The 21,068-nt window shown below is 62.8% G+C and carries 19 protein-coding genes, 1 tRNA gene and 2 riboswitches; of the genes, 10 read left to right on the forward strand and 10 right to left on the reverse strand.

Annotated features, from left to right (window positions below; all coding sequences use genetic code 11):
• Positions 1 to 16: 16 nt before the first annotated feature.
• From D5S18_RS34865 to D5S18_RS13880, 5 genes are all read right to left on the reverse strand, one after another.
• The gene (locus D5S18_RS34865; RefSeq protein ID WP_158607866.1) at positions 17 to 190 is read right to left on the reverse strand and encodes a hypothetical protein; all 174 of its coding nucleotides are present in this window, start codon (positions 188 to 190) and stop codon (positions 17 to 19) included.
• Positions 191 to 526: 336 nt separating this feature from the next.
• Positions 527 to 698: riboswitch (M-box (ykoK) riboswitch) on the reverse strand.
• 158 nt (positions 699 to 856) lie between these two features.
• A complete protein-coding gene (locus tag D5S18_RS13865) occupies positions 857 to 1,564 on the reverse strand; it encodes a DUF8020 domain-containing protein (protein ID WP_203236726.1) in 708 nt (235 codons plus the stop codon).
• Between the two features lie 360 nt (positions 1,565 to 1,924).
• Positions 1,925 to 2,097, reverse strand: a riboswitch (M-box (ykoK) riboswitch).
• Positions 2,098 to 2,238: 141 nt separating this feature from the next.
• Complete coding sequence (locus D5S18_RS13870; protein ID WP_120040942.1) at positions 2,239 to 3,168, reverse strand: Rossmann-fold NAD(P)-binding domain-containing protein; 930 nt, start codon at positions 3,166 to 3,168, stop codon at positions 2,239 to 2,241.
• The gene (locus D5S18_RS13875) at positions 3,165 to 4,547 is read right to left on the reverse strand and encodes an aminotransferase class I/II-fold pyridoxal phosphate-dependent enzyme (protein ID WP_158607867.1); all 1,383 of its coding nucleotides are present in this window, start codon (positions 4,545 to 4,547) and stop codon (positions 3,165 to 3,167) included. The genes D5S18_RS13870 and D5S18_RS13875 overlap by 4 nt, the downstream gene beginning before the upstream one ends.
• The gene (locus D5S18_RS13880; RefSeq protein WP_120040946.1) at positions 4,544 to 5,584 is read right to left on the reverse strand and encodes a helix-turn-helix domain-containing protein; all 1,041 of its coding nucleotides are present in this window, start codon (positions 5,582 to 5,584) and stop codon (positions 4,544 to 4,546) included. Before D5S18_RS13880 ends, D5S18_RS13875 begins: the two co-directional genes overlap by 4 nt.
• A 402-nt stretch (positions 5,585 to 5,986) precedes the next feature.
• Between D5S18_RS13880 and D5S18_RS13885 the strand changes: the two genes are divergently transcribed.
• Positions 5,987 to 6,316, forward strand: coding sequence for a hypothetical protein (locus tag D5S18_RS13885; protein ID WP_147403947.1), 330 nt, complete (start codon positions 5,987 to 5,989; stop codon positions 6,314 to 6,316).
• A gap of 63 nt (positions 6,317 to 6,379) precedes the next feature.
• Here D5S18_RS13885 and D5S18_RS13890 read toward each other — a convergent pair whose 3' ends face one another.
• The gene (locus D5S18_RS13890; RefSeq protein ID WP_158607868.1) at positions 6,380 to 7,543 is read right to left on the reverse strand and encodes an alpha/beta hydrolase family protein; all 1,164 of its coding nucleotides are present in this window, start codon (positions 7,541 to 7,543) and stop codon (positions 6,380 to 6,382) included.
• Between the two features lie 302 nt (positions 7,544 to 7,845).
• On the opposite strand from D5S18_RS13890, the gene D5S18_RS13895 reads away from it, so the two are divergent.
• From D5S18_RS13895 to D5S18_RS13925, 7 genes are all read left to right on the forward strand, one after another.
• Positions 7,846 to 9,312, forward strand: a complete 1,467-nt coding sequence (locus D5S18_RS13895; RefSeq protein ID WP_120040952.1) for an MFS transporter — start codon at positions 7,846 to 7,848, stop codon at positions 9,310 to 9,312.
• 203 nt (positions 9,313 to 9,515) lie between these two features.
• Positions 9,516 to 10,028 (forward strand): hypothetical protein, encoded by a 513-nt coding sequence (locus D5S18_RS13900; RefSeq protein WP_147403948.1) that lies wholly within the window; start codon positions 9,516 to 9,518, stop codon positions 10,026 to 10,028.
• Positions 10,029 to 10,034: 6 nt separating this feature from the next.
• Positions 10,035 to 11,153, forward strand: coding sequence for a hypothetical protein (locus D5S18_RS13905; protein ID WP_147403949.1), 1,119 nt, complete (start codon positions 10,035 to 10,037; stop codon positions 11,151 to 11,153).
• Positions 11,154 to 11,388: 235 nt separating this feature from the next.
• Positions 11,389 to 12,249, forward strand: a complete 861-nt coding sequence (locus tag D5S18_RS13910) for a hypothetical protein (RefSeq protein ID WP_147403950.1) — start codon at positions 11,389 to 11,391, stop codon at positions 12,247 to 12,249.
• Entirely contained in the window at positions 12,233 to 13,126 is an 894-nt protein-coding gene (locus D5S18_RS13915; RefSeq protein ID WP_147403951.1) for a hypothetical protein, read from the forward strand. The genes D5S18_RS13910 and D5S18_RS13915 overlap by 17 nt, the downstream gene beginning before the upstream one ends.
• 24 nt (positions 13,127 to 13,150) lie before the next feature.
• Positions 13,151 to 13,672, forward strand: a complete 522-nt coding sequence (locus D5S18_RS13920) for a hypothetical protein (RefSeq protein WP_147403952.1) — start codon at positions 13,151 to 13,153, stop codon at positions 13,670 to 13,672.
• A 24-nt stretch (positions 13,673 to 13,696) separates the two neighbouring features.
• A complete protein-coding gene (locus D5S18_RS13925) occupies positions 13,697 to 14,542 on the forward strand; it encodes a hypothetical protein (RefSeq protein WP_120040965.1) in 846 nt (281 codons plus the stop codon).
• On the opposite strand, the gene D5S18_RS13930 is transcribed toward D5S18_RS13925, so the two are convergent.
• Positions 14,531 to 15,163, reverse strand: coding sequence for a glycoside hydrolase family 25 protein (locus tag D5S18_RS13930; protein ID WP_120040968.1), 633 nt, complete (start codon positions 15,161 to 15,163; stop codon positions 14,531 to 14,533). The two genes, D5S18_RS13925 and D5S18_RS13930, sit on opposite strands and share 12 nt — an antisense overlap.
• Before the next feature lie 1,233 nt (positions 15,164 to 16,396).
• Between D5S18_RS13930 and D5S18_RS13935 the strand changes: the two genes are divergently transcribed.
• The gene (locus D5S18_RS13935) at positions 16,397 to 17,164 is read left to right on the forward strand and encodes an ADP-ribosyltransferase (protein WP_120040970.1); all 768 of its coding nucleotides are present in this window, start codon (positions 16,397 to 16,399) and stop codon (positions 17,162 to 17,164) included.
• A gap of 15 nt (positions 17,165 to 17,179) precedes the next feature.
• Positions 17,180 to 17,401 carry a hypothetical protein gene (locus D5S18_RS13940; protein WP_120040972.1) on the forward strand — a complete coding sequence of 74 codons (222 nt, stop codon included), beginning with the start codon at positions 17,180 to 17,182 and terminating at the stop codon, positions 17,399 to 17,401.
• A gap of 284 nt (positions 17,402 to 17,685) precedes the next feature.
• Here D5S18_RS13940 and D5S18_RS13945 read toward each other — a convergent pair.
• The 3 genes from D5S18_RS13945 to D5S18_RS13955 form a co-directional block, all read right to left on the reverse strand.
• A tRNA-Leu gene (locus D5S18_RS13945) sits at positions 17,686 to 17,759 on the reverse strand.
• 157 nt (positions 17,760 to 17,916) lie between these two features.
• On the reverse strand, positions 17,917 to 19,407 hold the full coding sequence (locus tag D5S18_RS13950; protein WP_239003753.1) for an amino acid permease: 1,491 nt from the start codon (positions 19,405 to 19,407) through the stop codon (positions 17,917 to 17,919).
• 30 nt (positions 19,408 to 19,437) lie between these two features.
• Complete coding sequence (locus D5S18_RS13955; protein WP_162500975.1) at positions 19,438 to 20,919, reverse strand: peptide MFS transporter; 1,482 nt, start codon at positions 20,917 to 20,919, stop codon at positions 19,438 to 19,440.
• Between the last annotated feature and the right edge of the window lie 149 nt (positions 20,920 to 21,068).

The following is a 21,068-nucleotide window of genomic DNA, read 5'->3' on the forward strand; positions in this document are numbered from 1 at the left end:
CGCCGGTGTCGACAGATCAGTAGGTGGTGTGGCCGCCGAGGGAGGCGGTGAATACGGCCTGGCGGCCGCAGCTGGCACGCAGATTGACCCGCTCCTGCGCGGTGAGGGTGTGCCGGGCGCGGTAGCGCCGGGCCGACTCGCCGAGTACGGCGAACAGGGAAACCTGACCGGGAAATGCGATCATTGCCATAACGGAACTCCTGACGGAATCTGAGCGAAAAACCTCAGCCGCCACAACCGTTTTCGGGCACCGCGAAATAACCGAGAACCACGAAAGGTCGAATCCGCACCGGGGCAGCAGAAAATGCGGCCTCGTGGATCGACAAAGGGTGATTTCGGTATGTCAGGCGGTGATCAGGCCGCAGCAAGCTGGGAACGACGTGGATATTCGAACCGGACTCGGATACGGACTATCGCCGGACTTCATGTCGTCTCCCACCTCCTTGCTGCCGAGACGCACGCGCGCGTCGCTGTTCCCTCTGGGTCAGACCAGGAATGACAGGGAGGCCGCGCCGAAAGTGCGAGGCAGGCACCCCTCTCGTCAGAGCTTCGGCACTGCACGACGTATCCCCTTGCGGGGGAAGCCACTTCGGATCGCCCCTTAATCCGGAACGATCTGTCCTGACCCTGGGCGTCTCTCGACGTCGTGGGATCAGTGGCCTGTGTTCGTACAGGAGCCTCGCCTAGCGAGGTGCTGACTCAAAAATGTTGCACCCACATTGAATATTTGTCAAATCAATGCCGGTCGGTTCTCAATACATACGTAATAGGAATACGTATGCCCTGGCGATACCACCGGATTCGTTCCGGCCGCGCCGGATGCGCGCGCGGCCGGAACGAAATTTTTCCGCTCGGATCAGGCTTCGGCGGGCGCGGCCGGAGCCGGGGCCTCCGCCGCGGCGGCGGGCGGAGTATTGATCCGCTGGAAGAACTGGATGGCCGAGGCGATACCGACCGGCAGACCGAGGCCGATCATGCCCGCCGCCGCGCCGAGGGCGATACCCGCGGCGGCGCCCGCCACGCAGCCACCCGCCGCGCCGGGCAGGAAGATCGGCGGCATCAGCGCGGCGCCGACCACCGCACCCGCGACACAGCCGAGGGCCGCGCCGATAATGGTGCCGGTCAGCGTGCCGATTCCGGTGGCGAGACCGAACTGGTTGGCCGCCGCGCTCAACGCGTTGTCGAAGTCGGCCTGCGCGTCGACGGGCTGCAGCGCGGGGGTCTGAGCCGGGGTCGCGGTAGCCGGATCGACGCTCGGGGTCAGCACGGCGGTATTGCCGTCGATCTTGGCGGCGATCGGCCAGATCTTGTCGTCGAGACGGTAGCTCAGCGGCAGGGCGGCGGCGAGGCGGCCTTGACCATCGAGCACCTGGAACTGACCGTCGGCGGCGGCGAGCGAGCCGATATCGGTGGTCAACACGATGGTTTTGTCGACCACCTTGGCATCGTAGTGGATGCCAGGGGGCGCGGCCTGCTCGGGCGCGGCATTGGACTCGGGGACAACGGCATTGAGCACGCCGAGCGCGACGGCGACACCCGCGGCCACGACAGTGAATTTCCTCATCAGATGAAAACCTTTGGTAATTGAACTGCGATTGGACTGGGTCCGTGCGGCATGACCGGTCCACACCGGACGGCGTTCGGAGAATAACGTCCGACTATCCGAGTCGCGGCATGCGTATTTTTGTATGCGTATTTCGCGCAGCACAAATCGGCGATACATCGATATATATGCGTCGCCTGATACGGCGGTCGACTCAGTACTGCGATACGAAAAGGTATGCGCACCGCGACATGGAACGACCACGACTCGGATGAGGTCTATCTCCGGGGGGCATCGGGCCTTCCTCACCTCCTCGGTGCCATGGCGCGCGGGGACGCCGGAACAGTGCGCATGAGGAGTCAACGGCGGGAAACCCGCTGGTGAGCACCCCTCTCGTCAGAGCTTCGGCACTGTAGGACGTATCGCCGAATACGGCGAAGCCACTTGGGATCGCCCCTTAATCCGGGACGATCTGTCCTGATCTTGGGCGTCTCTCGACGTCGTCAGATCAGTGGCCTGTGTTCGTACAGGAGCCTCGCCTAGCGAGGTGCTTATTACTTGTCGAATCCTTACACCCCGGAATTGGGAAGTCAATTCGGGGGCGAGATCCGATGTCGGGGGATTCGATCCGATCGATGGTCGGACGGATTTACCGCGACTTCACTCGGCGCCGATAAAGTGATGCGCTCCACAATCTATGGGGTATTGCGCCGAGCCACCCGCAAGTGGATCATGGCGGCCACCGCAGCGCCGTAGGCGAGGCTGGCCTCCTGTGGGCGCGCGGCCGGATAGTTCGAACGATGGGTGATGATCACGCCGTTGGGCAGCATGACGGTGCGATCCGGGACGACGCCCGCGCAATTTCCGCCCGACTTCGCGACCAGGTCCACGATCACCGTGCCCGAAGGGAGGGCGGCGAGGACGGTTTCGTCCAGCAGGACCGGGCCGCGTTCACCGCGCCGAACGGCTGCGCAAATGATGAGATCCGGTGTGGCGGTGAGTATTCGACACCGGGAACCGCTGAGAATGAAGTGGTCGGCGCCTGCCGCCGCGGCGAGTCGCGCCTGTTGCGGGCGGTTGCCCATGGCGATGATCTCGTCGCCGCCTTTCGCCCCCTCGGCGACGGCCGCCAAACCCGCCTGGCCGCATCCGATTATCAGCGCGCGCACAGGGTTACGGTGATCGGCACCCGAGATCAGTTGCCGCCCCTCACTATACGCCACCGAGCCTGCGATACGACTCATGGCGGACAGCGCGTCGATCTCGGCCATATGATGCGGGACCGTCTCGAACCCAACGGATTCGATGGCGCGCTCGCTCAGTTCGGCAATGGCGGCGGCGCGGTGCATCGGATCCTGGAAGCCCAGGGTGACCGCACCGGGTCGCAGCGAATCCAATTGGTAGACAGGTGGTTTCACCCATGCGACGAGTTCGGCGCGCGCCAGGAGTTCGGATCGATCGACGATCTCGGCTCCGGCGTCCCGATATCGCGCATCAGGGAATCCCGCCCGCGCACCCGCGGACCGCTCGACCAGGACCTCGCACCCGAGTTCGCGCACTTGGTCGGGTGTGAGCGCCACCCGCCGCTCGGCAGGTGCCGTCTCACGCAGAACCCCGACAATCATTGGCAACCCAGGGGTTCGAGCTCGGGCAGGCCGCGCTCGGCGAGCGCCTCCCGATAGGTGAGTCCGGCGCGCAGTCGCGCGAGCAGTTCCCCGATCCGGATGAACAGCTCGTCGAGCAGATCCACCGACCCCTGCCCCGGCCCGCGACGCGGGGCGATCACATTCAGCCGGACACCCAGCCGGGCCGAACCGGTGCGATCCAACGCCACACTGTCGACACCCGACGCCACCAACAGCAGATCCTCCAGCTCCGAACTGGTTTCGACGCCCGCCGCGTCGAGCAGATCCGGATCGAAGGCCAGACTGAGGAACATGCCCTCGGCGGCGCCGAGCGGACGCAGCAGCGGCGCGCCCCCGGCCGCGTTGATGGCGGCGATCCCGGCCAGCGCGCGATCCTGGCGGGCGAGCATGAGGGTGCGATTGTGGGCGAAATAGGTATCGGGCGTGTGCTCGAGGATGGCGCGGGCCAGGTGGGTGGACTCGCGCTGGAAGGAGATGGTCAGCCGCTCCCGGATCCGAGCCAGCCAGGCGGCGTCGCCGGTGCAGGCCGCGCCCATCTTGCAGGGGCCGAACGCGTTGTAACCCTTGGAATTACCGGTGATGGTGAGCACCCGGTCGTACATTCGTCCGACGGAGAGCTCCAGCGAAGCGATCGGAATGTGCTGGGCTACCAGGCAATCGAAGGCCATATCGCAGATGACCGGAACGCCGCTGCGGTGCAGCACCTCGGCGATATCGCGCAACTCCCGCTCGGAGTAGTCCGCGTATACCGGATTCCCCGGCAAGGTGAGCAGCACACCGCACAGCGCACCCGAGGCGGCGACCTCCGCCAGGCAGCGGGCCAACCGCTCCGGATCGATCTTGAACGCCGCATCCGGCGCGACCGGGCACGGCACCATGCGCAGCCCGAACTTCGCCACGTGAATGCTGGAACTCTTGTAGAACCCCTCCGGACACACCAGCACCCCACCGGGCCGCGCGATCGTCGCCACCGCCTCTTCGAGCAATATGGTGCTCGAATACGGCGCGACCACAACCTCTTCCGGGCGCACCGCGATACCCGCGACCTCGGCGACGGGATGGTCGAGGCGACCGAAAAGCCTGCGGGCGGCCAACTCCCGCAGAATCAGGGGCTGCCGCTTGTCGTAGCTCGCGGCATCACGGTATTGGGCACGCAACTCCGACCAGGCGCGGTCCAGCGCCGCCGCGGCACTCGGATGCACCGGCAGGCCCGTCTCCCCGTGATAGGCGTCGACAATCCCGTGGCGGCCACCGAAATCCGCGTCCGCCAGTGCGCGGCGCAACACCCGCTTGCGGGCCTCGGAGCGCGCCGTCACCGCCAACGGATCGGCCGAAGGCCGGGTGCACACCGGGCTCACTGCGCTTCTCCCCCGAGACCCGCCTCCCCCGGCGCGGGCATCTCGTGCCACCCGCGTTCGAGCGACGCCTGGAAAAGCGCGCGACAGTCACCGTCGGCCAAGCGCTCGAATTCGGTCAGATCCGGTTGCGCCACAACGTCATTGACGGCGATGGCGCAGCCCGCGATCTTGAGGTCGTAGAGCCGCTCGAAGCGGCGCACCGCGAAGGCGACATCGTGTTTGAGCGCCGAGAATCTGGTCGCCACCCGCGCCTGGCGGGAATAGTCGTACTCGCCGACCGCGACGTAGCGATCGTCGACCACCAGCATGCTCTGCGCGTTGCGGGCGTGCTCACGCTTGACCAGGACGCTCTCCACGCCGGAACGTGTTTGCTTCCATAGCTTTTCGGCATACGGCCAGACGTCCTCGATGGCGTCGAGAACATACATGCGGCGCACATCGATGCGGGGCGGATGGGCTTTGTCGGCCAAACGCAGGATGGCGCCGTGATAGTCGTCGCCGACATCGCCGCCGATGGTGCCCAGATCGGCGGTGTGAATGGCGCGCACCGATGCGGTCGCCTGCTCCAGGATGGTCAGCCAGTCGCTGACCGTATTCCACTCCCACACCGTGGCGCTGCGGGACGGGATCTGCGCCAGGATCTCCTCCGCCCGCTCCAATTGGCGGTCGGCGATCATGCGCAGCGGGGCGATCTCCTCCCGCGCGCCCGAGGCATCAATGAGGCTCTGCGCCAAGCCGAGTGCGCGCTGCACCAGTTCCGGATCCTTGCCGAGCAGCACATTGAAACGCATGCGCAGCTCGTAGTGGCTGTCGATGGGCGCGGCATCGTCGGGGGCGGGCAGTTCGGCCGCGAGGGCCAGACTCAACCGTTCGCGCAGCGGGAGCGGCGGCACTCGGGTGCCGTTCTCGATTTGCTGAATCAGACTGCGCGAACAGCTCGCCTTCGCGGCGAGCGCCGCCTGGGTGATGCCACGTTCCGTGCGGAGTTTGCGGATCAGCTCGCCGACCCGCTCGTCCGCCGCGCCCGAACCCGCCATTGCGCGCCTCCCATTTCCACGCCAGGAGTCTGATGCTCAACCTGTGTCATTCGTCGTCATCATAGCCATCTCGTGGCAGCAACGGCTCGGCGAAGCCGTTTCGGCTCGCCACCGCCGGTGCGGGTTCGCACCCTGCGGGCCGGGTTATCGGGCCTTCCTTCAGCATCTTTCGCAATCACCCGAGGCAATACCGCCCATTTTTGGCAGCTTCCGCGCACATTTCACGCAATCCTGCTTATTTTCAAGCTGATTAAGGGTTGTCAATATCCTGAGATATCACTGAGGCTTAATTGACAGCATCGATCGGCCATCAATAGCATTGGTATCAGCGCCATCTGGATCGACCACCCGGCCTCCTGGCCGGACCGGACAAATCAGGTGGCCCGATCCAAGGAGGTGTCCATGGCACTCGAGCTGACCGACTGGTTGATCACCAGTGACATCACCCCCGAATTCGCCCGATTCACGCCCAGCGCCGCAGGCGGCCACTGGGTGCTCAGCTGGCTTCCCGATCGAGCGCTCACCCGCGCCCAAGCCGTCAGCGGCATGGTGCTCGACGAAACCCTGAGCGATCCCGAGCCCGCCGACGCACTGCTGGCCATGGAGATCGCGGCCATCCGCGCCGCCGATCTCGGCCTGGACCTCGAGGCCGCGCTGCTGCGCCTGTACGCGCGCATCCTCGAGCGCGACGGCGAGCCGCACCCGCCCACCCGACTGCCCGCCGCCGCGTGAGCTCGGGTGGTGCCGTGTGGGGTCGGCACCACCCGGTTTTATCACCGGACGCTGCGAAAATACCTAGCGCAGGTGGTTTTTCAGGAAGTCCATGGCATCGGGCAGCGAGGCCAGAAACGCACCGCTGTGATCCTTTCCGTCATAGCGCTTCACCGTCACCCGCACACCGGAGTTGTTCTGTTGCAACTGCTTTCCGTAGTTCTCGGTATTGGTCGGCGGCACGTCGATATCCGAGGTGCCGTACCCGATCAGCAGATCGCTGGTGAAGCGGTCGTCACGCAAACCCGCCAACGCGGCGATATCGGCCTCGAAGGTGGGTGTCGGCGCGTCGGGATCGGCCACCAGCGCGGCCGGGCGACGCCCCCCGGCACGCTTCACCAGCTCCGAAAGGCATTCCGTGCGCGCGTTTTCCAGGTAGTCCCGGCCGAAATCGGACAGGTAGGGGTCGACCCGATCCGGATTCAGCTCGCGCAGCGCGGACAGGAAGTAGGCGGCGTAGCCCACCTGATTACCGGAACCGGTCGAGCTGCGGCGGAACATCTCGCGCAGGCTCGGACCGGGATTGGTGCGTAGACCCGTGGCGATGACGCCGCTGAGTCCGGCCGCCCGACCGTTCGGATCCTCCGCGTAGAGACTCGCGGCGCTCATCGCCGCGTGCGCACCCTCCGACTGGCCGATGACCACCCACCTGTCGGCGACCGGAACGGGCGCGGTGCGCACGGCGGCGACCGCGTCGAGTATCGAGCGGCCTTCGACACCGGTGTTGTAGTAGCTGAAGTTGCCGCCGGTGCCCAAGCCCTGATAGTCCGGTGCCAGTACCGCGTACCCGGCATTCAGGATCTCGTTGAAGTAGGCGGTATTTCGGTCGCTCTGCGGATGCCGCGACGGTGCGCAGTCATCGCCGATGCCGGTGGTGCCGTGCGCCCACACGATCAGCGGCCAGCCGCCCTGCGGCGGCAAGCCCGGTGGCACATAGAGCGCGCCCGACGCCTGCGCCGGGGCATGGTGCTGGTCGGTGGTGGTGTAGGTGAGTTGGAATGCCGCCCCCGCCTTCGCGAAGGAGGCCGCCGGATCGAGCAGACCGACACCGCTCAGCCGGCCGGCATCCTGAACATTTGCCGTGGCCGAGGGGATCGCGAACGCGACGGAGGCGCAGACGCCGAGGGATACGGCGGCCAGCGCGACGCGCCGCAGCGGCGTCGTGCGCCGATGGAGCTTTTGGAACATGCGGCCACACGGTACCGGCTGGGCCGCCACCGCGCTTGCTGATCGTTGACTGCGGTCTGCCGGACCCGGTTTGCCGTGCATTTCCACACCTTTCGCGGGGGAGCGTGCCGCGGCTCACATTACTCGCCGTTGTTGAATGAGCCGCTGAACAGCGGTACGTTAGATAGCGTCTCGTATGACGTAGATTACACCCGCGCCGTAGCGAATCCCGCTGGGTGCGAACGGAATCCGGAGGTGACCCAATGGTGGGGCGGCAGGCGGTGCAACCGATCGAACCCGTACGGAGTTCGATCCCAGCCAGGATGGACCGATTACCATGGACCCGATTCCACTGGCTCGTCGTCGTCGGATTAGGCGTCTGCTGGATCCTGGACGGGGTGGAGGCGCAGATCGTGGCCGCCATGGGCGGCCCGCTGGAAAGCGTGCACACCCTGCACCTTTCGGCGGGCGAGGTGGGGGCGACCGCCTCGGTCTACCTCGCCGGGCAGGTGCTCGGCGCGCTGGTCTTCGGTCGAATCACCGACCGGCTCGGCCGCAAGAAGCTGTTCATCCTCACCCTGCTCATCTACCTGATCGGCAGCGGACTGGCCGGGCTGTCCTGGAACCTGTGGTCGCTGTTGCTGTTCCGCTTCATCGCGGGCACCGGCATCGGCGGCGAGTACACCGCCATCAACTCCGCGATCGATGAGCTCATGCCCGCCCGCTACCGCGGCCGGGTCGATATCGCCGTGAACGGAACCTATTGGGCCGGTGCGGCACTCGGTGCGGCGGCGAGCCTGGTGCTGTTCAACGAGAACGCGGTGCCGATCCATTGGGGTTGGCGGCTCGGCTTCCTGCTCGGGCCGATCCTCGGACTGGTCATCATCTTCGTGCGACGCGCCATCCCCGAAAGCCCACGCTGGTTGCTGACCCACGGCCGCGCCGCCGAAGCCGAACGCGTCGTCGACGATATCGAGCGGGGGGCGCGCGCCCGCGGCATCGAACTCGAACCTGTCGGCCCGGAGCGCGCCATCACCGTCGCCGAACCACCGCGGTTATCGCTGCGTGCGCTCGCGGCGATCTTCTTCTTCAAGTATCCGCGCCGCTCCTTCCTGGGTTTCAGCATGATGGCCACCCAGGCATTCCTCTACAACGCCATCTTCTTCACCTCGAGCATGGTGCTCATGCACTTCTACGACGTGCCGATGGATCAGACCGGCTACTACTTCTTCCCGTTCTGTATCGGCAACCTGCTCGGACCGCTCGTACTCGGCCCGCTCTTCGACACCATCGGCCGCCGCAAGATGATCTGCTCCACCTACGTCCTGTCCGGCAGCCTGCTCCTGTTGTCGGCCTGGGCATTCCACGCGGGCATCCTCTCGGCGACAACACAAACCGTGCTGTGGTGCGTCATCTTCTTCTTCGCCTCGGCGGGCGCGTCCTCGGCCTACCTCACCGTCAGCGAGATCTTCCCGATCGAACTGCGCGGCCAAGCGATCGCCTTCTTCTTCGCCATCGCCCAAGGGATCGGCGGCGTCATCGCCCCCTACCTGTTCGGCCACCTCGTCGGCGGCGCCGACAACCCACACCCCGACCGCGGCCCCCTCACCCTCGGCTACCTCCTCGGCGCGACCATCATGATCGCGGGCGGCCTAATCGCCTGGCGCTTCGGCATAGACGCCGAAGGCAAATCGCTGGAGGAACTCGCCGAACCATTGTCGAGCACCAAGGACGATGCGACTCCGACGCCAACTAACACCCTATCCACAAAAACAGAACAAGCGGTCTAAATTTCACAATTCGGTCGAGTCGGCGGGCAAAAACTCGCCGACCCCGTCGGCGCACCTAACTAATCAATTGACCAATTGAATAGCTAGAAAATAGCATAATATCCGAACATGCCGCACCTACTCCCAGACATGGCTGCATGGACACTTGCATACCTTGCTACGGTCATGGATTTCACCAGCGTGCACAAGGAGGGAGAAACACCATGCCGGCAGAAAGTGGCAACGAAAACAATCGACAAATGGTGCGGTTCGATCCCGGATCCGTCCCGAAATTCGCCGAAGGCTTACGAATCACCCACGACAATGTCACATACGTGGTCGAAGCGAATCCCATCGTCAACAGCTATCCCGAAGGGTCGCTCGCCTGGATCGAAAAAGATATCGCCAGGGTGAACACCCAGCTGGTCGGCAAGGTGAACGACCTTCGGGGAAACCTCAAAGACACGCTGCAGAAGTTCCAGGATCTACAAAAAGAATACCATGTCGCCGACGACCAGGGCGGGAAGGGTATCCAATTAGTTTACATGAAGATCGGAGGTATCGAGGTCGTCGTCGGCGGATCGCAAGAAGGCACTTCGAACTTCGGACAGCCGGAGAAACCCTCGACTCCGGATATCGCGCCTGTATTCCCGCCGCTCGATGAACCCGCACAATCAGTCTCGCCTCCTGTATCGGAACAGCGCGACCCAGAATCGTCCGCCCCCTCCGAGGAATGACTCGAAATGCCATCCGGTTTGATGCCCATACTCGGGTACTTCACTGAAATGATCAAAGACAAAGGATATATCGCGCCGGACGACGTACGGTTCATCGCGATCCTGGGCAGTCGTCTCCCCAACCCCGGCGGCGCAGCCGATGCCCTCGGCCAGAAAGCAGAACTCTACGACGAGGCCGTCATGTGCGCCAAAACCGCTTGGACGCACTTGACAACCTTGTCCAAAAATGACATACCCGAGAGCTGGACAGGTCATGGAGCCGATGCTGCGATCGACACTCTGTCTGCGCACGCCAAGAATTGCATCGAGATCGAAAATGGCTTCACCGAGGCGCGTGACACGCTAAGAAGCCTGGCAGCCTCCCTCGTCGAGGTTCGGCGTACCTTCGATGAAGGCCATGTCAAATTCGTCGAGGCGAAGAATCAGTCGATAGGCCTGTCCTACAGCAATGAGACCGAAGCCGCCGCGACGAATTTCCCTCAGGTCAAAAGTCTCATGCAACAGGGTCTCGAAGTCTATTACAAGGCCGTGACGCTGGCCGATGAGAAAATCGACAACGCGCATGACAAGTTGAATTCCGTCCTGCCCCACACGGAGCATCAGGAGCCGACCGCAGCGGCCAAGGCCGTCGAGAGTTTAGAAGAAGCCATGACCGGACTGGCTCAGAGACGACGACTCGATGACCTGTCACAGGAGGCATACATAGAACGGGATGCGACGAAGTATGCCGAGAAGGAGAGCAAGGCCGTTCGGATGGATCTAGATCCCATCCCCGGCAAGTCGGACGGAAGGCCTTCCGAAGGTTCGGCACCGAATAGCGGACCTGGCGACAAGAATGGGGATGATGTTCCCATACAACCGACGCCGAGTCCATGGCAGAAGCATCGGCGTTCAAGCGACGGCGAAGGCGAGTGGAGCCAACGCGCACCCGGACCGAAGCCCGAAGGCGATTCCACAACGGTGGAGAAGTCCGACAGAGCCGAGAGCTCACAGGCGCGCACGAAGTCCCCAAGTGTCGACGTGGTTCCGCCATTCGGCGCACCCCCTGCCACAGACCCGACGCTAACGCCCGAACAGCGTCGCGCCGAGGAAAAAGACCGCCAGTCCGCGACCGGTAGCCGGTAGCCGGTAGCCGGTAGCCGGTAGCCGGAAGCCGGAAGCCGGAAGCCGGAAGCCGGAAGCCGAACGATCTCCTTGCGACCGGATGCCGCCGGTCAGGGCCACCGCATACAAGTGACCGTCTCCGAGTGCTATTCACGGTCCTCCGGCGCTGGCTCCCAACAGCGGCAATAGCGGATCCCAGCCCGATGTTAACTTCGGCGAAAGCTGAAGCGCTGCTTCGCCGATGGAAGGAATGCCGATGCCACCCAAACCGGAACCAATGGAAGGTGGGGGCAGCGACCAGCCGGCCGGCAAGGAGATCTGGGTCGATCTCAACGGCCTGACCGGCGCCTCGGCCATCGTCGCGCGCGCATACGACCGCATGATCGAAGTCGTGAAGGCGAATCCGATTCCGACGGTCTCGAATGTCGATATGAAACCACTCGGCTATCTCGAGCAAAGCGTCCGAGGTTTCGACGACAACTGGGCTACGGAGAACTGGAGCATCAAAAAGGCGCTGCTCGAGCTAACAGCGGATTTCAAAGTCGCGCACAGTGCGTATAAATCCGCCGACGAGGGCGGTTGGCAGCAAATCGAAGGTTCCATGGGGGAGTTCATTTCGTCCGCCGATGGCCCGCAGATACCGAGCCCGCCCCCGGCCACCGACCCCGCGAAACCCGAAGCGCCACTGGCTGATCCGCCTCCGAGCCCGTCCGGCGAAACGCCCGAGACCCCACCCTCAGACAACCCCCAGAAGCCGGCACCGGAGAACGGGTCCACGGACGGGGGCGGCGCGACCGCGATACCAGGAGCAGTTGTTCCGGGACCTGGTCGCAAGAAGCCCAAGAACACCGGGAGCGCGCGCCCCAGTGGGAAGACCGCTGGGGGCGCAAAGGCCAACGGTGCGCACGGGAAGGGCAAAGGTTCGACGACTACCGGATCCGCAGGCAAGGGGAAGCATCAGGGATCATCCTCCGCCAACGGAATATCCAAGAAGCCGCCGCGGGCCACCGCGCCGAAGCAGCACGGCCCGAGGACCAAGCCGGCCCCGACACCCTGGCATCGCCCGACTCGACCACAGCCGAAGAATAAAGAATGCGACGGTGATTCCGATTCCTGACAGCCCGCCGATAGACAAGACAAAACTAAACAATTTGAATGAGTTGACCAGACCGCTCTACAATATATACGTCACTTTGCTACCGAGACCCGATTTTCAGAAGCTCATCGAACAGGGCTTGGCGAGTCCGGAGCCACCTGGGGATATCGCGAGCATCGCAACGAAGGCTCGCATGTACTGGTCGACCATGCAGACCCTCCACAAGAACGCGCAGGATCTCATCGGGGTGGGCCAGAACGAGCTGAGCGGCTGGCGCGGAATGGGCGCGGAATCGGCCAACCAAGCCATAGATGCGGTGTACAAGGAGATCTCCGTCGCGCAGTATGGATATGAGGTCGGATACAAGACATTGGAGACCTATTTAATCCAACTCAAACTTGCGAAAAATATGCACAAGGAAGCTCGGCCCGATCTCGAGAAAGCCGCCCAATTGGTCAGTGGCCTCAAAAGCTATTCGAGCCTCCGGGAGGCGATAGACCAGAAGGACTACATGCCCGCAGTGAACGCGACCAAGAAAGGCTATGAAGCCCTGATACAGGCCGAAAAAACCGCTGTGGAGGCAGCCGAAGCGGCGCGGGATACATTCAATTCTTCCACACATAATTCCCGCGCCCACTGGGCTAAAGGCTCGCGAATGGATGCACTCACCGTTGCGACCATGGCCTACACCGACCCCAACCTTCTCTCCGACGCCGAATTGGAGAAGGCATCCATCAACTATGACAAACTCACCGACGAGCGGCGGAAACAGTTCGAAGAGTCCGTGGCGAACGCTAAGTCACCGAAAGACGCGGCCAAGCTGTGGAAGAAATTGAGCAATGATGAAGTCGAGGGCGACGGCAAGGTTGCGGTCAACGACTGGCTGGTGATCGGATAGTCCGATCACCAGGAGGGAAGAAACATGGCATCCGGATCGGGTACACGACCCGGCAGTGATAAACGCAGCGGGGAGCTCTGGTTCGATCCCGCACGCTTCTCCAGTACATTCAGCCACTTGGTCGCCTGCTATGACCGAATGGTGACAGTCGCCAGAGCCAATCCGCCAGAAGACAGCGATAAGATCAAATCACTCGGCGCGTTCGGGTCCGGCGTGGTCACATTCGACTTCAACTACGGTCACGAGACCTCGGAATTCAAGCAGGCGCTACTCGAATTCGTCCAAGAGATCGGAAAGGCGAAGAAAGGCTACGAAGAAGCGGATAGTGAGGGTAAAACTATAGTCGGCTCATACGAGCAATACCACAAAGCCGCCTCTGCCGCCAAACAGTCGAAGTTGGAACCCGGTATCAGGGCGCTGCACAGATCACCCGAGAACAAGGACAGTTCCGCACTCGACCCGAAGACTCCATGGAGTACACCTGCACCGAATTCCGAAACATTGGGCAAAAATCCAAAGACGGCCGAGGTTCCGAAACCGACATAGTATGATCACAACAAAGGCGATTCATTGCCCACCGATATTCCCCTACAGGATGACACCGCCCAGGTAGTCGAAGGACTGGCCAACGAGATCGATCAGGCTCCGGGCGGATATGTCAATGCCGCGACATTGCGAAACATTATCGACACGGTGCTGGCGATCCACGCACCCGAAGGTGATATCGCGGCGATCAAGAAGGTGCGGGCACGATACCTGGCATCCTGGCGGAGCATGCAGGACACCCACAATGAGCTGGGCCAGGTTCTGGCCTCCGATCTAGACGATTCGTGGCGCGGCCACGCTGCCGGATCGGCCGCGCAGGCGCTCGGCGGCCTGACCAAGATGAGCTCGAACTTGGAGGTCGCGTTCAAATCCGCGTACGAGGCAATGGATGCGTTCACAACGGCACTCATGGCTGCCCGCAAGGTCGACAACGAAGGCCGAGTCGCTCTTCGGAAGGCAAAGTCCGTTGCCGATCGGATGCACTATACCAAGCCGGAAGAGGTCGACCAGGAAAAGCTCCGAAAAGTGTTGGCAGACGCGAGCCATGGATGCCGGGCGGTCGCCAAAGCGGCAAGCACAATGCAACAGGTCGCAGAGCACAACTACCTCAAACTTGTGTATGCCTCGAGATGGGGAGCGCTCTCGGCCCATATTCAGGGCGACAAAATGGACCCCCTGACCTATTCCGCACTGGCGTACATCGACCCAAACCTCATGTCGACCACGGACATCCGAGATGCCTCGTCCAAATACAGCAAGATGACCAACGAGGAACGTAAAAAGTTCGATGAAATGGTGAAGACCGCACCATCCCCGGAAGCCTCCCGCAAGCTGTGGCAGGATCTGGCGGAGGACAAGCTACCCCGTTGAGCCGCCCGCCGAAAAGAGTTCCGCCAGTTGGGTTCCGTCGCCGCGGAAGGCGCTGACGTCGAGGGTCAGGCCTGCTACCTGGCCGCGGTCGCTGAATTGGAGGATGGCTACGGTGTTGCCGCCGTAGCCGGTCCAGCGGTAGTCGTCGTCGCCGGGGTAGAGAACCGAGGCGTAGCCGGTGCCGTTGACGTAGTTGGAGGCGGCGAGCGGGGGGAGGCCGGTGAGGTCCGGGGAGCCGATGTGGTCGCGCCAGTACCACTGGGGAAGGTAGACGAGATTGACGCGGTAGGCGCGGGATTGGAATTCCGCGCAGACCGCGCGCAAGGTGGAGATATCGCCGGAGCCTGCTTCGTGATCGAGCATGACCGGGTAGGAACGATTCGGTTCGACCCGTTCGTGGTTGTCGACCTGAATTCCCGCATCCTCCTGGGATACATAGTGATACGTTCCGAAGAACATACCGGTCGCCAGGGTCGCGTCGCGCTGGGTCGAGTACTGCGGGCTCACATAGTCCGAGCCCTGGGTGGCTTTGACCAGCACGTAGGAGAACCCTTCCCGCGCAACCTCATCGAGGTCGATCTCGGCCTGCCATCCGGAGATGTCGATACCGTAGTAAGTCATGACCCGCCCTCCTCCTCGTTTCCCGATTGAGTACCCGGCTCAGTTGGGCCATCCGGCCACGGAGCGGTCTCGATCGGGACACCCCTGGACCACGACACGGCCTCGACAAACAAACCGATTGTCCCGCAGGTGGTTTCGCCGGGCAGCAGAATGATCGGGGCGGATCGAATCGGATGCGGCGGCGTCCTCGGCCGATCGGCAGTAGGTCAAGAGCATGGCACCGCGGCCCGAAAGGGCAGGTCGAGCAGTTCGGGAATCTCCTGATCCACCACGATGAGCCCGACCGAACCCTCGTCGGCCGGCGCGCGGCAAATGGTGGGCAGCCTCGACCTTGCACTCGGCCGTGAACGACCGGCGCTTGCGAGGAGGCAGACGGACATCCTTCCAACAGGACCAACGGTCCTGCCAAATCGTGTCCACTACTCGAGGAACCTCAAATTCAGACGATAGCGACGCCTGGCTTCCACCAGTCACAGCAGCGGCGCTAGCAAACGAACTCACCTGAGCACGACCTAACCGCAAGTTCGACTCGTTGCGGACCCGCCGATCGGCCCATCCCGGCGCAGGCCAACCTGCACACCTCAACCACGGGCCTGCATTCGGACGGGACCGGCGTGTACTGCTCGATGAGCACCATGCTTGCCGGCCTGGCCGCAGCCGGTGCTTCGTCACGGTGATGCTCTTGGCGCGCCACATTCCATTCAGGGTGCGCCGTTCCATCGATGGGTAGACAGTCCGGTTTGTCGCCCCTGGTGCCGTAAGCAGGCCGCCTCGGAGCCAATACCACTTGACAACGAAATGTCGTCTCCGACTGATATTTCTGCGACGCCCTCGCAGCACTATTCCCAATATTGGAGGCTTTGTCAGATTGCACTACCGACAGGGATCGGCTTTTGTATCTCTCTGGCGGGCCGTGCATTTCGACCCGAGGAACGATTGGAGTCAATAAGTGAACTCGTTGCTTCTGATCGAGGGATTCGAGGCGGGTCCCACTATTTTCCACCGCGAGCACTGCGCAGGCCGACCATCCCAAATCATCGAGCTCCATCCCAAATTGGTTCAAAATCCCGCGATGCGTATTCCACACGCACGCGAAGGGAACGGACGGCGCGACATAATCCCGCGACGACCAGTACAGACGCATCCTGCATAGCCTAGCTGCACGCCCGCAAAGCCCCGACCTACTGACATCCGCCGAGAAGAACCGTGGCAGATCCTTTAAAGCTAGCACTGATGGATGTGATCACAAGACTCAAAGGCACAACCGAGCATCCTGGATTTTTGCAAGCGACCGAAGCGATTGCAAAGCAACTCGATTATTTAGGCGGATCGGCGGCGCATGCGGCAAATTCCTTAGTAGAGGCCGAGCGTCTGTCCGCGAGAAATATTTCGGAGCACGGCGCAGAGATCGCCGCAGCAGAAAATGCAAAGCTTGCACCATCGGTTACCTCTGGTCCAACGCTATCCGACAAACTGAATACGGACGGCACAAATAACACCGGGAACACGTCGCCGCACACGGCTAGAATATTGGGAATATGGCGTCGAGAAAACATATTAACCTGGTCCGAGCGCCGAGCGCTGAGAAGTTACACCGGCACCGGATGCTACGAACTGAACCCCGCACTTCGAAATGGCCATGTGACGCCTCGACAGCAGGTACGAATCGATAGAATTAACAGCGCACTCGCCAAGCTCCACAATTATGAAGGAGTAGTTTATCGCGGCGCGATAATACCGGTCAGACTGCTAGAAAGATATCAGCCCGGGACTGTAGTCACCGAGAAGGCATTTACCAGCACCTCATCCAGTCCGTCTCATGCATTCTTCGGCAACGTGAGGTACAATATCTATTCAAGATATGGTAGTTCTGTGCGGAGATATTCGAATAGCCCCTGGGAGCGCGAGGTATTATTTGGCTCAGAATCGAAATTTCTAGTGGTCCGCAGAACAGAAGATCCGCGTACAGAAAAAATCGAGATTGATATGATTCAACTCTAGCAGAACGGATATCAAGTGAGTGAGCATCTATCAGGGAAAACGTTCTCCACGCCAGAGGAGGCCGGCGTTACCCTCCCAAATTCAGATGCAATTGCTGAAATCCTGCGCGCAATCGACGAGAGCAAACAGCTTCGCGACTCAATTCCACCGGATCAACGGATACTAATGTCCCCGAAGTTCTCAGATGATCTTTCCGACACGGAGTTCGCCGGACCGCAGGAACGGCACGAGGATTGATATCGACCACTGAAGTACGAACTCCGCGATCGGTCCGAAATTCGGCGGGATGACGCAAGAACCCTGCTACGCAGAACGCATCTTTCATGCGCACACTGCCAAGAATTTCTCGCCGGCCGCACCGCCGGAATCGACTTCCATGGAAGGGCGAAAGCTGCGGATTCGAACCGCTCTGTCTCGAGGGATTCGAACCGGCACCATCCGATCAGGACGTTCGCCACAAGACTCAACTCCGTTGATACGGCAGCAGACTCTTGACCTGCACGAACCTTGTTGCCAGTTTGTGCCCCCGGTCGGATTCGAACCGACAACCTACGGATTTTAAGTCCGCTGCCTCTGCCAGTTGGGCTACGGGGGCCGCGTCGGTCAGCGTACCGAATCGTACGGATGTACCGGAATGGGGAACGTTGTCATGGGTGAGGACGGTGGTGGTCGAGAGACGATGGTAGGCGGTCCGGCCGCGGACGCGAGCGTGCTCGGCGCCGGAGGGGCGCCGAGCACGCCGGCCAAGGGGACTACTGGACAGATTTGCTCAGTAGGGAGTGGCGGCGTCCGTAGGCGAAGTAGACGACGAAGCCGAGGACCATCCAGATGAGGAAGCGCAGCCAGGTTTCGACCGAGAGGTTGAGCATGAGCCAACCGCAGGCCAGGACCGCGAGGATCGGGATGAGGGGGACCAGCGGGACGCGGAAGCCGCGCGGGAGGTCGGGGCGGGTGCGGCGCAGGATCACCACGCCGACCGAGACCAGCACGAAGGCGAACAGGGTGCCGATATTGACCATCTCTTCGAGGGTGCCGAAGTCGACGAAGCCCGCGAGCAGGGCGCAGACGACACCGACGATGGCGGTGATCCGCACCGGGGTGCCCTTGCCGCCGGTATGCGCCAGTTGCCGCGGCAGCAGCCCGTCGCGCGCCATGGCGAACAGGACGCGGGTCTGGCCGAGGTACATGACCATGACGACGGTGGTGAGTCCGGCGAGCGCGCCGATGGAGATGATGTTCTTGGCCCAGTCGGCCCCGTGCAGCGCGAATGCCGTTGCCAGGGTTGCCTTGTCGCCGGAGAGTGCGGTGTAGGGCACCATGCCGGTGAGCACGAGCGAGACCGCGACGTAGAGGATGGTCACGATCACCAGCGAGCCGAGGATGCCGCGCGGCACCGCCTTCTGCGGATTCTTGGTCTCCTCGGCCGCGGTGGCCACCACGTCGAAGCCGATGAAGGCGAAGAACACCAGCGAGGCCGCGGCGAGCAGGCCGTACCAGCCGAAGCTGCTGTGGCCGCCGCCGGTGAAGAAGGAGAACAGCGACTGGTGCAGTCCCTCGCTCGACTCGCCCGGTTTGGACGGCGGAATGTAGGGCGTGAGGTTGGACTTGTCGAAGTAGCTGAGGCCGACGACGAGCACCAGCGCGATCACCGCGAGTTTGATGCCGACCGCCACCGCGGACACCCGCGAGGACAGTTTGGTTCCGGTGGCCAGCAGTATGCCGAGGACGACGATGAGCAGTGCCGCGCCCCAGTCGAAGCTGATCGAGCCGATGTGCGCGATGGGCGAGTGCGAGCCCATCACCTCGCCGAGGTACTGCGACCAGCCCTTGGCGACCACGGAGACGGCGAGCGCGAATTCCAGCACCAGGTCCCAGCCGATGATCCAGGCGACCAATTCGCCGAAGGTGGCGTAGGAGAAGGTGTAGGCGCTGCCCGCGACCGGCACGGTGGAGGCGAATTCGGCGTAGCAGAGGGCGGTGAGCCCGCAGGCGACGGCGGCGAAGACGAACGCCAGCGAGACCGAGGGTCCGGCGACATTGCCCGCGGTGCGCGCGGTGAGGGTGAAGATTCCGGCGCCGATCACGACCGCGACACCGAAGATGGTGAGATCCCAGGCGGTTAGATCCTTGCGGAGCTTCGAGTCCGGTTCATCGGTGTCGCGTATGGACTGCTCGATGGATTTGGTGCGGAACAAGCCGCGCCAACCGGTTGCCTCTGGGCTGGTCGAGCCTCGAATGGCCACGGGGATCTCCTTCTTATTTGTCGCTGGGCGCTAGTGCACGCCCACCATTTGCCTGCTGATCCGTGGTGCGATGGCCAGCACGACCAAACCTGCCAATATTGCCACGGCGCCGGTGACGCCGAAGTAGACGAATTCGCGCTCGGGGGAATAGAAGCGCGCCACCGTCCCCGAGGTGGAGGTGCCGATCCCGATGGAGAAGAAGTACAGCGCCATCATCTGCGCGCGGAACGCCTCGGGGGCCAGCTGGGTGGTGACGGCCAGTCCGGTCGGTGAGAGGGTGAGTTCGGAGACCGCGAAGGCGGCCATGATGACCATGACCATCAGTGCCGGGCTGGATTTGCCCTCGCCGCCCGCCATGGTGAGGAACAGCCAGAACGCCAGGCCCATGCCGATGACGCCGAGGCCGAATTTGCGCGGGGTGGTCGGGGCGCGGTTGCCGAGTTTGGTCCACATGATCGCGAACAGGGGGGACAGCACGAGGATCCAGACGGGTTCGATGGAACCGATCCAGTTCGATGGGGCGGTCCAGCCGAGGATGTTCCAGTCCATGCGTTCGTCGGCGTAGACGGCCAGCACGGTGAAGGTCTGCTGGAACAGCGACCAGAACACCGCGTTGGCGATGAACAGCGGGATGAAGGCGCGCACCCGGCTGCGTTCGGTGGCATTCACTTTCGGGCTGGTCAGCATGCGCGCGAAGTAGGCGATGGCGGCTACCACGATGACGCAGGTGGTGGCGATGGAGAGGTTGTCGAGGGTGATCAGTCCGGTGGCGAAGGCGGCGGCGATGAGGATCAGCCCGACGATGACGGCGAGGACCAGCGGACGGGCCTCTTTGGCGGTGATCGGGTTGGGCGCCTGCCGCCCGGCGGTGCCGAGGTTGCGCCGGAAGATGACGTACTGGGTCAGGCCCAATGCCATACCGATGGAGGCCGCGCCGAAGCCGTAGTGGAAGCCCCATTCCCGTTGCAGCAGGCCGGTCAGCAGTGGGCCGAGGAAGCCGCCGAGGTTGATGCCGAAGTAGAACAGGGTGAAGCCGCCGTCGACGCGGCCGTCACCCTTCGGGTAGAGGGTGCCGAGCAGCGAGGAGGCATTGGCCTTCAACCCGCCGCTGCCGAAGGCGACCAGCACCAGTCCGACACCGACGCCCGTGAGTCCGGGCAGCAGGGCCAGTGCGATATGACCCGCCATGACGACGAAGCCGCCGTAGAAGACGGTGCGTTCCATGCCGAGGACGCGGTCGGCGATCCAGCCGCCGAGCACGGTGGACAGGTAGACCAGGCCGCCGTACGCGCCGACGATGCCGACGCCGGTGGCCTTGTCCAGGCCGAGGCCGCCTTCGGTGGTCGAGTAGTAGAGGTAGTAGCCGAGGATTGTCAGCATCCCGTAGAAGGAGAAGCGCTCCCAGAGCTCTACACCGAACAGGTTCACCAGGCCGATCGGATGCCCGAATACGGTTCGCTGTGGGACAGACTGTTCTGCTGCTGTTGGCTCTTCGGACATGCGCACGACCATTGCACGGACGATAGCAATTGACCGGCACACACACCGAATGTCAGGGCAGACAAGCCGGACCGTCCCACTTTGGCCAACTGGCCATAGCTATGCAGGGATTATTTCTGATCGCCGCGATCCGAACCGACCGAGCGGTGCGGTGGCCAAGA

This window comes from Nocardia panacis, assembly GCF_003598715.1.
In the GTDB taxonomy this organism is placed as follows: Bacteria; Actinomycetota; Actinomycetes; order Mycobacteriales; family Mycobacteriaceae; genus Nocardia; species Nocardia panacis.